This is a genomic window from Prevotella sp. C0026C3 (assembly GCF_056590795.1).
On the sequence record NZ_JBWPWW010000023.1, the window covers coordinates 15,999 to 28,119 of the forward strand.

Annotated in this window: 8 protein-coding genes; 2 read left to right on the forward strand and 6 right to left on the reverse strand. The window is 41.1% G+C overall.

Features of this window, described 5'->3' with window-relative positions:
• Window positions 1–14 precede the first annotated feature (14 nt).
• The 4 genes from AC1EK4_RS10970 to AC1EK4_RS10985 all read right to left on the reverse strand — a co-directional run bounded on the left by AC1EK4_RS10970 (window position 15) and on the right by AC1EK4_RS10985 (window position 7,031).
• On the reverse strand, window positions 15–1,787 hold the full coding sequence (locus AC1EK4_RS10970) for a RagB/SusD family nutrient uptake outer membrane protein (protein WP_036899856.1): 1,773 nt from the start codon (window positions 1,785–1,787) through the stop codon (window positions 15–17).
• Between the two features lie 22 nt (window positions 1,788–1,809).
• A complete protein-coding gene (locus AC1EK4_RS10975; RefSeq protein ID WP_480358257.1) occupies window positions 1,810–5,301 on the reverse strand; it encodes a TonB-dependent receptor in 3,492 nt (1,163 codons plus the stop codon).
• Window positions 5,302–5,465: 164 nt separating this feature from the next.
• On the reverse strand, window positions 5,466–6,395 hold the full coding sequence (locus AC1EK4_RS10980; protein WP_062435466.1) for a FecR family protein: 930 nt from the start codon (window positions 6,393–6,395) through the stop codon (window positions 5,466–5,468).
• Window positions 6,396–6,452: 57 nt separating this feature from the next.
• Entirely contained in the window at window positions 6,453–7,031 is a 579-nt protein-coding gene (locus AC1EK4_RS10985) for an RNA polymerase sigma-70 factor (RefSeq protein ID WP_052052984.1), read from the reverse strand.
• A gap of 738 nt (window positions 7,032–7,769) precedes the next feature.
• Between AC1EK4_RS10985 and AC1EK4_RS10990 the strand changes: the two genes are divergently transcribed.
• Window positions 7,770–7,994, forward strand: coding sequence for a hypothetical protein (locus AC1EK4_RS10990; RefSeq protein ID WP_062435463.1), 225 nt, complete (start codon window positions 7,770–7,772; stop codon window positions 7,992–7,994).
• Window positions 7,995–8,555: 561 nt separating this feature from the next.
• On the opposite strand, the gene AC1EK4_RS10995 is transcribed toward AC1EK4_RS10990, so the two are convergent.
• The gene (locus AC1EK4_RS10995; protein WP_480358259.1) at window positions 8,556–9,911 is read right to left on the reverse strand and encodes an outer membrane beta-barrel family protein; all 1,356 of its coding nucleotides are present in this window, start codon (window positions 9,909–9,911) and stop codon (window positions 8,556–8,558) included.
• A gap of 600 nt (window positions 9,912–10,511) precedes the next feature.
• Between AC1EK4_RS10995 and AC1EK4_RS11000 the strand changes: the two genes are divergently transcribed.
• Window positions 10,512–11,438, forward strand: a complete 927-nt coding sequence (locus AC1EK4_RS11000; RefSeq protein WP_480358260.1) for an Abi family protein — start codon at window positions 10,512–10,514, stop codon at window positions 11,436–11,438.
• 128 nt (window positions 11,439–11,566) lie between these two features.
• On the opposite strand, the gene AC1EK4_RS11005 is transcribed toward AC1EK4_RS11000, so the two are convergent.
• On the reverse strand, window positions 11,567–12,121 hold a 555-nt coding region (locus AC1EK4_RS11005; protein ID WP_480358261.1), incomplete at its 5' end, for a hypothetical protein.

A 12,121-nucleotide genomic window follows, 5' to 3' on the forward strand; every position in this document is an offset into this window, starting at 1 on the left:
TTATATCTTCACTCTTACCATCCCGGATTGTCGGGTAGAAGGTTCGGATTCAACGATGCTTCATTGATAGGAATGTTATACAGGTAATTCTTCTCAGTGAAAGTAGGCTTGTAGCTAACTCGAATAGCATACGGAGTGATGAATCCGTCGGCGTCGAATCCTACTTTCTCTTTAATCATCTGTATCTCTTTCGCTGTATAGAACTTGGGGTCCATTGGCATACCACGACGCTCTCGGTTCAACAAGTTGACGGCAGCATGCCAGCGACACAGGTCGTCCCATCGGGCATTCTCGGCAAATAACTCTATTCTGCGTTCGCGTCGAATCTCTCGAATCAAGTTCTTGTTGGCTCCAACGATGTCAGGATACTTAGCAACAAGGTCGGGATCTTCTGTCGGATGATCGGTTAATTTATGGGCAAAGCCTACTCTTTGACGCAATGCATTGATAGTCTTATCCAATTCAGGGTCTAATCCTAGTTCGGCACCTGCCTCTGCTCGTATCAACAAAACTTCGGCATAGCGCATTACGGGAGCATCGATAGAACCCTTGAAATGCTCGGTTCCTTCCCATTCGGATTCTTTATAGTACTTGCTAATGCAATAACCGGTTGCCGATGTACCATAGAACGGATGGGCATCGGTAGCATTTAACAGGCTGAAAATATTGGGAACTCCACCCTTTTTCTTGCCACCATCTTCCCTATATAGATATTGTGCGTGCTTGCTATCGGCGTCTGGAACACAGATTGTCTGCATTAATCGACCGTCACGATTGGTCATTTCTGCCAAATATCCCATCTTTGGGTTATGGCAACCACAAATAGAAATGGGCTTACCTGTCTTAGAACAGAGATATTCCTCGTAACAATCGCGGCTCATCCCCATATCGCTTAATGGATGGGAACGAGATATCATGTGTCCCATATTCACTGTTGGGTCGTATTCACGTGCTAAGATAATCTCCGGATTACCCTTATAATTATCTTGGATAAACAGATTGAAGTAGCACATATCGGGCCCACCTTCTGAATATAAAGAGTGCTTATATTCCGGTCTCATCAGTTCGCCGGCTGCATCGTAAGCCATTTTTAGCAATTTCTCATCACCTTCCATCTTACGATATCTGCGCCAAGTTCCCTCGTAGAGACATACTCTAGCCTTCAGCATGAGGGCAGCATCCTTGCTCACCTTGCTTACATCTGTAAGCATTGGGAGGTATTCGATGGCTCTATCCAAGCACATGATAATGGAATCGGTAACTAAAGTGCGTGAATCTCTCTTCTTATACAAGCCGGGATCTTTCTTGTCCAGCACCTTATCATACCATGGCACATCGCCAAAACGCTTCATCTTATTGAAATAGTCCCATGCTTTGAAGAAGTAAATCTCGCCTGCATAGTGCTTTTGCTCAATGGCATTGGCCGGTGTCTTCTTGTAGTTTGCCAAGAAAGCATTGCATCCTCGCACCGTACTCCAGTTCCAAGCACCGTCGCTTTGAGTCTTTACGTTCTTACCAAATGCTATCTGATTGGCGGCACCGGCCAAGATATTATCTGTCTGCATGTCGCCCCCGAACATTGGAGAGGTACTGTATGAACGTGGATCTCCATGTCCTACTATCAGTCGGGGGTAGTATGTATGACAGTATTGTTCCAATGCTACACCATTAGCTGTAGTCCAAAAGCGGTCTTCAGTAATGGTATCGCCCGGTTCAACGTCTAGATAATTACAGCTTGCAAGCAGTAAACCGGCACATGCTGTTAATAATATATGGTATCTTTTCATTGTTATCTAGTATTTAAAATGATTAGAATGAAACGTTAACACCAAACGAGAATTGGCGCATAAATGCATATTCTTTTCCCGAATTAGCTCCATTTCCAGTCAAACTCTCTACGATGTCGGGAGTCATGAAAGGTGGCATATATGTCTTCTCCCAAAGGTTATTACCGCTGATGTAGACTTTCAGTTGGTCTAAATGCAAGCGAGAAATCAATTGTTTAGGGAAGGTATAGCCTATTGATAAGCCTTTCAGTCGCAGATAAGCAGCATTCAACAAGTATTTAGATTGGCGTTGTGTGTTTCTGCTGTTCAGCGATTTTCTTGGATAATAAGCATCAGGATTCTCCGGACTCCATGTGTTATCAATATGGTACTGTGTGATATTACCATTGTAGATACCGCGTGGGAATCCCCAGAACTGGTCACTCTCTGTCCAAACATCGCGTTTACCTAAACCATCAAACATGATCCAGAAGTCGAAACCTTTCCAGTTTAGAGTTGCCTGAACATTGTAACGATAGCGTGGTGTATTGTTACCGATGATGGTACGGTCGCCCGGTTCAGCTAGCGTATTCTTACCAATATCGATGACTCCATCGTTATTTAAGTCGCGATAGCGAACGTCTCCCGGCTTCCAAGTGTGATAGATAAACTTCTGAACATAGTTCATGCGAGCGCCTTCATGCTCATCTCGCACATATCCATCGGTTACATATCCCCAATAGTCGCCCATCTTATAACCTTTGTAGTACATAGATAGCGAGCCGGTAGGATTATCAAACTTTGTAATCTCAGCTTGATAATCGGATAGGCCTACAGAGATAGAATAGCCCAACGGACTGTTAAATACGTTATTAATCTTGTCTCGCCATGCCAATTCTATTTCCCATCCTTTGGTACGTAGGTCGGCTATGTTCTCTTGACCGCCACTGGTACCCAATACAGCAGGCAGGGTGACGGAGCGAATCATGTCTTTCGTGTCGCGAACATAGTAGTCGAACTGACCTGTCAAACGCTGGTTGAATAATGCCCAGTCGACACCTATATTCTTACTGATGACCTTTTCCCATGTCACATTGTTAGGTACTGAAGGTGCAGACAGATATGTCAATGGGTCGCCGTTCATCATGTAGTTGCTCATGGTACCACCATTTAGGCTGGCGATGTATGAGAAGTATGAGCTGATAGCTTGGTTGCCAAGTACACCAATAGAACCTCTTAGCTTCAAGTTGTCAACAACTTTGCGTAGCGGAGCAAAGAATTTTTCTTCAGAGATGCGCCATCCTAAAGAGCCGGATGGTACAAATACGTGGCGTTTACCTTTTCTAAACTTAGACGAACCGTCGTAACGGCCATCTAATTGTACCAAGTATTTATCAGCATATTCGTAGTTGAAACGATAGAATAAACCTTGAACACGCCATCTAGTATCAGTCTCCCAGTTGCTTGCGTAGTTGATGGCAAGATGAGATATTGGTGTAGAGTTATCGAACAAGTCGGTCATCTTCAATGAGAAACCTTTATAATCTTTACCTTCTTGGTTGTAACCACCCATGATTTTGAAGTGGTTTTGCTTGTTCAGATTCCAATCGTACTCTGCCCAAATATTTAATGCTTGGTAGGTTTGCTCGCGATTTCCATTGGCTACATGGTTAGGAGATTCTGCCTTTAAAGACTCTGCACCTTCGGGCATCGTCTGATATACGGTCTTTCTATGTTCTTTAGTGCGACTAAAGTATTTATTGATAGAGTAATTACCCTTGATAGATAGCCCTTTCAATGGATGCAAATCGAAACGACCGGTGTACCACATATCATTGCCGGAGATAACTCTGCGGCCTGCATTAGCCATGTGTCCGATTACATTGAAGTTACCTCTACTGAGCGACATACCTGCAAACTCTCCATTAGGTAAGAAAACAGATAGGGTTGGGAACATTCTATATACTTCGTAATACCATGTTGCACCGTCGCCACCGTCTTTAAATGGTTCGTCGCTTTGGGTATAATTATACTTGGTAGAGAAACCGATATCCAACATTTTATTAATCTTGGTATCGAATGTAAACGTGAGATTATAACGCTTGTAGGTATCATTACCATAACGGAAAATACCGTTTTGGTCTTTGAAAGCCCCCGATAGATAATAGCGGCTGCGGTCGTTACCTCCCGAAACGCTCACGTTATGCTGTTGCATAAAGGCTGCGTTTTTATAGAATTCGTGTATCCAATCAGTGTTACCCACGTAAGCCCATCCCGGCTTATTAGGTGTATAGTTGGGACTTTGGATTCCTTCTGTATCGACAAGTATTGCCGGATTATGTTCTGGGTCGGCAATATGAGCATCCAATGCCTCTAAGAATCGGTCGGTGAAATAGTAATCTCCGGGCTGTTCGCTATCATATGCGTCGTTCCAAGCGCGAGCCCAAACGTCTGCTCTTGGCATCTTGGGGAGTCGAGCCGGTTTACTCCAAGCTAGGTTATTGCTATAACTTACCTTTACTTTTTGGTTGGCTTTACCTTGTTTCGTAGTGATAAGCATTACACCGAATGCAGCGCGTGCACCGTAAATGGCTGCTGAAGATGCATCTTTCAATACAGATACGCTCTCCACATCCTGTGGATTGAGCATAGAAATGTCGCCTTCTACACCATCAATCAGCACCAATGCCGAGCCACCATTCAATGATGTGTTACCACGAATGTTGATACCGGCACCTGCCGATGGCTGTCCGCTGTTAAATGTAATATTCAAGTTGGGGACAACTCCTTGCAAGCCTTGTGCGATATTGCCAATAGGACGGTTGTTCAAAACATCGCCCGAAATGGCAGCAACGGCACCTGTCATGGTCAACTTCTTTTGTTTACCATATCCTACAACCACGAGTTCGTCGAGCACTTTTGCGTTCTCTCTCAGCATAATGTCCAATGTCTTCCGTTGTCCCACTTTCATTTGCTGGCTGCTATAGCCTATATATGATACAGTGAGTGTGGCATTGTAGGCCACTTTAAGGCTAAATCTACCGTCGAGGTCGGTTACAGTAGCGCGGTTTGTACCATTCTCCTGTACGCTGGCTCCAATGATAGGTTCACCTTTCTCGTCGCTCACAACTCCATGTATTGTCCGTGTTTCATTGCTATTTTGTTGTGTGCTGTTCCTCTTTTGAGTTCTTTGGTTTGCTGTCTTGCGCGAAGTGAGCAAGATATTATTTCCCTCTATCACGTAGGTAATAGGTGTTCCATTAAACAATTGGTCGAGTACGGTGTTGACAGATTGTTTCTTGGTATCTACTTTTACGCGTCTGTTCAGATCTATTTCTGTTTCATTGTATACAAAGAGGTAGTCGGTTTGTCGTTCTATCTCTTTCAAAATTTGCTTGGTGTTGCTGTTGCTCAACCTGATAGTTACGCTATGTGCTTGTGCATAAGATTGCATAGCGAATGTAGGGTTGGTACCTAGAAACCAGATAAAGACACCGGCTTTCATCAATAATGCAACGCGTCGGTTTATCTTCATATTACATTTAGAAATCATGTTAATTTGGTATTAAAAAATTACTCATAGGTCTTTCCTAGTCAATCGTTGCCGATTGGTAGATAGATTGCTTGCCATCGTGGCTGCTGGGTGGTTAGTTGGATATAATCATAGGCACTAGTCTTTTTAGGTATTTGATAATATGATTAATGTATAATGATGGTCTTTGTGTCGTTGTTCTTGGTATAGGTGAAGTTGTTGTCTAATTGTAATACTCGTAGTACATGCTCTATGCCGTCTTTGGTTCTAAACTTTCCTGTGTACCGCTTGTTGGCTATACGCTTGTTTTTTACTATAATATTATAATCGAAGTAATTGTTTAGCAAGTGCATCACGTCGAGAAGTGCTTTGTTCTTGATAGCCAATACGCCTTCGCGCCACAAGAAATAATCTGCATTCTCTATGGTCTTCTGTATCAGCGTGTTGCCTATGAGTGTTGCCGTGGTATTAGGTGCCAAGGTTGTTCTAATGTGTTTGGCTTCGTTTATCAATTCTATTTTTCCATTGACCAACGATGTTTCCCATTCTTTCTCGTTCGTATAGGCACATACGTTGAACTCGGTTCCTAGCACTTGTATATCCATCTTTGAAGTGGAAACAACAAACGGACGCTCCTTTTGCTTGGCTACTTTGAAATAGGCTTCACCGTCTAGAGCCACTGCACGTTTTTTGCCGTCCATCACTGCATCAAAAGTCAGTTTGCTATTGGCATTCAACCAAACTTTACTACCATCGGGCAAGAGCATTTCAGTGCGCTGTCCTGTGGGGGAATATACTGTTACTAGTTGTCTTGTATCGTGTCGTTGCGATGCGACATACCATGTCAAAGCCGTACCCATCAATAGGAATACGGCTGCTGCAATGCGCCAAAGGTATCGCATCTTGACTCGGTGTGATGCTCCGGATGCACTATGTTCGTCGTTATTTTCACTCCATAATGCAGCATCATACACCCTGTGTAGGCGTATAAACTCCTGCTTGTTAGCCGGACTTTCGCCTATCCATTCTACTATAGTTTTGCGCTCTTCTTCGGTCAGAGAGCCTGTCATGTAGCGATATAACAGTTCTTGCTCCATATTATATATACGTAATTGGGGGATTACCTCCTAATAAGAAAATGAAAAAAAATAGATTTATGCGCCAAAGAGAAATAAGAATATGGGCAAATAGTTGCGCAAAGTCTTATGCAAAGCCTTTAAAGCTCTGGTAATATGATATTGTACGGCTTTCTCTGAAACACCCAACTTGTCGGCTATTTCCCTGTGTGTGAGTGCTTCATTTCTGCTCATTTCAAATACCAATCGTGTTTTCTCTGGCAGTGTTTCCAATGTATTTTTTGCTATGTCCAGTATCTCTTGTTTGAAAATGCCATCTGTGGTACAGCTCTCCAAAGCCTCTGTCTGATATTCCACTTCGCGATTCATCCAAACTTCTACGTCTTCTTTCATTTGCAATTCACGTTTCCTACAGCGCAGGTAATCCAGTGTACGGCTTTTTAATACACATAACAAATAGGCTGTAATTCCCTCTTTGCGATTCAAATCAATATTTTTCCACACGCTAATCATGGCTTCAGATACAATATCTTCTGTTGCCAAATCGTCGTGGATATACGATTTGACAAAGGCTATGGCTCGTTTATAATATTGTTTATAGATCGTATTAAACGTCAAGGGATGTGCTTGTATGTCATGGTGTACAGCTGAAGACATCTCAAAATGATCTGTTTTGTTTAAAGTTTGTTATTATGGGTTAGCGTTCCCAAAAGTAATATATTTTTCTAGCATCTCAAAATAAACACCGACTTTTTGAGTTTGTGCAGTGGAAAGAGTGGGGATGGGGATGTAAACTCCTCATCTCTCTTCCCTTTCTAGTCTACTTATTAACTTGTAAAGTTGTTAATTCCTTTTCTGCAACGCTGAAGCAGCATTGCTGCCTAGGCTCGCCAAGAATTCTGAAAAGGCCGGTCAGCGATGCTGCCTTGCCCCTGCAGTGATTTGAGTATTTAGATTTATGAACCTTTGGATTATTGTTCATGGAGATGAATAGCCTATTATCTGTTGCGAAATGGCTATAGCTGATAGTCGCAGTTGGAGTCTATGGGTATAATCTTTGCCCATCCTTAAAGAGTATTGGAGGCGTGGTTGAGAATGTTGTTTGTGCTCTAACAGGTAGCTAAGTATCCGTAGTCAGTCTGCGATACTTCGGAATAAGATGGTCGAATACAATTTGTTCCTAGGTTTTATGCTTTCTTATGTGTTTTTGCTCTTATGTTTGGAAATTGCGAGAGAACGCATTTGGGAATATAAAATAAGCGGACAAGTCTTCACAGACCTGCCCGCTAGGGTTGTTACTGTCACCTGAATGAGGTGGACAGTGTTTACGTTTACCTATAAATTAATAGTTAGGGTTTTGAACAAGAACGTTGTTGCTCTTGTCGATTTCGCCTTGTGGAAGATGGAGTAATCTCTTATAAAGGTGATATATACACCAATAATATCCGCGAAATGTTGGGAAGCGATCTTTGGACACCCTATCTAGGCAATCCATTGACTTTTAATGAACAGAATAAATCGGTTGCACGATATACTCAGGAAGTAAAGTCGGGATGGGATGTTGACTGTCTTTACGTAGTAGCTTTTGTTGGTATTGACCTTATAAGTGGGTGCTTGTAGGGACACGCATGCCGTGTCCGCAGACAATAATAGCTTTATTTAATCCATGAATAATTGTAAACTTTGCATGCGGACGCGATATGTCGCACCCCTACAGTACTGTAGAAATATCGATAAACAACGTCGTTTATCAAGGGAGACGGAAGGTTTTCCGTCTCTACTACAAGACTTATATCTTGCTTAAAATGTTCACGAATGTGTTGGGACGAATTGAGTTCGGCCATGTGGCAAAAGCATTTTCGCGTGTCTAACAATGCCTGTTTATACTATAACTACCGTAGTTATAAACTTAAAAACTAATGATTTGCGTAGCAAATTAGTTTACTAGCCAACTTGCTTACTTATCAACTATCAAACTGCAGAGATTAAACAGCGATACTGCTCCGCCTTTTCAGCATTACTGCAAGAGCCAAACAGCAGAGTTGCAAAGCCTTTGCAGCAGGGTGAGGCTGTAAGTTTCTAAGTCTATGAGTTGTTGGATTGGGAGATGAGTTTGTAAATTTTCAAGTTCATAAGTTATTGGCTTTATTTATTATAAGACTTTGTTTAAGCAATAAAGAATTATAAACGCTCGGCTTCTTTAATAGACTTATGTTCTACATTATATTTTTTTACTCCTAGGTAATATCTTACTTTCAAACCTATTTGGCGTGTCTCACTGTTTCCCCATGAGCTGATATTCAACTTATTGGTATTACCATAGCTGTCCCATCGTTGTGTATGGAAGGCGTCGGTTAGGATGATAGATGTGTGAAGTCTGTCTTTAAGAAACGTTCTACTAATGCCTATATTGACATATCCGCTGGATTTTAGGACTTCATAGCTGCCTCCTTGTCGCTTGGAAAGATATTGTGCCGCCACTTCCAGCTGTAATTTTGCAGGCAAAGTAATATTATTAGAGATATTGAGTGTATATGATGGTCGTCTATAAATATGATTATTTGTTTCGTAATTCAGCTTGTTGACAAAATAGTAGGTACCAAAGTTCAAATTTGTATCCCACCATGAAGCAATACGTTTGCTGTAAACGACTTCTGCACCCAGTTGTTTTTGCTTTCCTATGTTTTTGGTTGTCATTACCACCGTGTTGTTATTATAGACATCGGTTATACCTGTAAAATAGTTGTTTAGTGAATTATATGAGAGATTTATAGCCAGTTGTTTGTGTGATAAACTAAATATCAGTTTGTCATTTGTTTGAGGTGTGATAAACGGATTGCCTTTCCAGTAAGTCAGTTCATCTAATAAATACTCAAAAGGATTTAAGTCTTCATATCTAGGTTTGTCTTGTCGTTTGCTATAAGCCAATGTCATACGTGTGTTTTGCGATATTTGATAGGAGATTGAAGCATTCGGAAAGCAGTTGAAACGGTTTGTTGTATTTGTTTCTTTTTTATCTATGGCTGTGTATGGTTGCAATAAACCTTTGCTGTACATTTGCTCTATTCTTATTCCAGCAGTGGCCATCCACTTATTTAACTGTATTGTATATTGGGTATAACCTTCAATGTTTTGCTCGGAATATGTAAACCTGTTAGATCTTGTATTATCGATTTTAAGTGAAGAATAGAATTTAAAGTTATTATCGCTGTTGATTGTTGAGGCTTTTATGCCGGCCAATAATTCATGTCCTTTGCCAAACAAATGTTTATAATCAATCATGAATGAGGCAATCTTTATGTGTTTGTCGTTTTCTGATTGGTATATGTCTTTGTGATGGAGTGTACCGTTTGGGAAATAATAAATATTGGGTTGATTGCAATATGACTCTCCATCGACCTTGATATAATCTGCATTTACTGATAGCGTGTGGTTTTTACTAGGCGTGAAAATATATGCTATACTACCACTATATCTCGGTGTTCGTTGCTTTTGATAATCATTTTCGGCATATAGCAATTGAGTTAAATCATTCATTCCTCTATATATTTGTGTCTCGGTAGATGTGTATCCCGGTCCGATAACGGCGCTGATAGAAGTATTGAAGGTAAATTTGTGTTTGTCATTTGGATGGTATACAAGGTCTATGCTGGTTGAGTAAGTATTGCGCTTGTCTACATCATCGGTGGTAGATAGGTTTTTATTCCCATCTTGTATTCTATTACTGCCATATTTCATAGCATAGTATCCGATGTTATGATTATAAGTAATGCCGACTTGCCAATGTCTCCTATTGTACGATAACGAAATATCTGATGTCTCATGTATATAGTTCTATCCATCGACATTGACATTATCTGTCCACTCGGGACGGATATTTGCAACTGTGCCGAAAAATTCCCAATCTTAAAGCCAATGTCAGGTTACTTTTCCTTCTGGAAGAGATAGTTGAAATGATACGGAAGCAGGTTGGTAATTTTTGTCACTTAAAAAATATCGGCAATTATTTTGCTGAAACAAAAATAATACTTACCTTTGCAAGCAGAAAGTTGGTTGCGGTTTTTCCGCACACGAAGATAACAGTACTCGCTTGGCATACCGTAAGATCTGCCGGCGAGTCATTTTTTTATATATACTATGGCAAATAAAAAATCACGTTCCATTCAGGAACAAATCGATTTACTGAAAGATAGGGGCATGATTATAGAAGACGAGGAGTTTGCCCGTCTTCACTTGAGTCATATCAGCTACTACCGATTAAAGGGGTACTGGTGGGATATGCAAAAGGACAAAGACCGGCATATATTTATGGAGGAGTCCAGATTTGAGGATGTTATCTCACGTTATTTCTTCGACAAGGAATTACGCCTGATACTGTTTGATGCCATTGAAACGATAGAGATAGCGTTGCGAACAAAAATGATTTATCATCTCTCACAATCTTTTGGCGGGCTATTCTATACAGACAAAAAACTCTTTGTAAATGAATCTCTCCATCAGCAGCATATAGAGGATTTGATGAGCGAATTTATGCGCAGTGGTGAAGTCTTTATAAAAGAATACAAACGCAAATACGGAGTGTGGAAAGACGGGAAATGTACATCATTTACCCAGCAGCCTGATGCGTGGGTGATTTTTGAGATGGCAACTTTCGGTACCCTTTCAAAGATATACAAGAATCTCTGTCATCAGTTACCGGAAAAGGCGAGAATTGCCAATGACTTCGGGCTTAACATACACACGGAACTCTCAAGCTGGCTTGAAGCTATATCCTATTTGAGGAATATTGTAGCCCATCATTCCAGAGTTTGGAGTCGGAATATGGTAAAACGACCTATGGACATCAACAATCCCAAAGGTATATGGCTGAGAAATCCTCTTTCGGAGTTTGCCAAGAAAAAGCCATATCTGATAATTACCTCTATGTTGTACCTGTGCAATGCTATCAATGCCGGAGACACTTATAAAAAGAACATTATCTCATTGATAGAAAAACGTCCGGATATTCCAATTTACAAGATTGGCTTCCCTAACCATTGGAATAAAGAACCTATCTGGCAATAATGAATTTATGGAGATAATTCAACCAATTATCATACACAATATAAGAATGCCAAGATAAAAATTTTTCAAACTCGAAAGTCAAGCACAAGAACAAGTGCTTGACTTTCATTTGGATAACCAATACATATTTAGTGTCTCCATTTGGATCTGAAACTCTGTGAATGGTTATCCTCTTCTTTATTATGAACAGGAGACGGCTCATTGCCAACCCTGATAGAATGACTTTTGCCAGATAAAGCCTCTTCTTGTTTCATGCCCTCCGTTTCTTCCTTTTCCTCTTCCGATGGTGCAAGTGTAAGGGCAATCTTTCTGTCCAGCTCTGCCGACTGCCCTTTGAGCGAACGAAGCTCGTCCTCTTTCTTCCACGTCCCATTAGCAATAGCAGTATAGATTTCCTTATTTGCTGCAACTTTTTCTTTCTCCTTCTCATGCGATTCTATCACCTTGGGGATACGCCCCAGCGCACCCAAGAAGTTCTCGCACGCAAGTTTCGGGTCCGTAGCCAACTTACCATTATTATAGGTGTAGTAGATGCTCTCCTGCCCTTTGACAAAGAAACGGTTCACGGAGCAGTCAAACAAATCTTTTGAGGTACTCTCCGTCTTCACCATGATGGAAAAACCATAAATCTCACCGATTTTATTGTACTCGCCTTTGGTACGTGCCTTGTCGTTAATTTCTTG